The organism is Lentimicrobium sp. S6, from assembly GCF_013166635.1.
Taxonomy (GTDB): Bacteria; Bacteroidota; Bacteroidia; order Bacteroidales; family UBA12170; genus UBA12170.
The window spans coordinates 1-429 of sequence record NZ_JABKBZ010000288.1 but is presented as its reverse complement, the minus strand read 5'-3'; the positions used below and the strand labels follow the sequence as shown (position 1 = coordinate 429).

General features: G+C 46.6%; 1 protein-coding gene. It reads right to left on the bottom strand.

Annotated elements, in window-relative coordinates:
* The coding region (locus HNS40_RS22770) for a PKD domain-containing protein (protein ID WP_172284992.1) at window positions 1–429 on the bottom strand (429 nt) is incomplete at both ends.

Below are 429 nucleotides of genomic sequence, written 5' to 3'. Positions count from 1 at the left end.
AGTTAAACTTGGCGGTTGGTCCTTGCCAAATGGTTACATTTTGAGTAATGCTGTGCTCACAGCCATTGGTATCGGTTACCGTGAGGTCTACCAAATAATTACCAGAAAACTGATAAAGATGTGTTGGATTTTGCTCGGTGGATGTGTTTCCATCGGCAAAGTCCCAAAGCCAACTTTCTATAGGAGCAGCTCCTGCCACACTGAGGTCAGTGAAAATGGCATCTTCTCCCTGGCAAGGTGTGGTGAAGTCGAAGGCCGAAGTGGGTCCTTCTCTCACTATCACTTGCTGTATTATAGTATCGTATCCAAATGCCTTGGTGATGAGTTGCACGTCGTATATGCCTGGAGCAGTAAAAGCATGTGTAGGGTTTTGAGCCGTGCTAAAGTTAAAGGCGCCGCTAGTTGGGTCTCCAAAATCCCACCACCAAT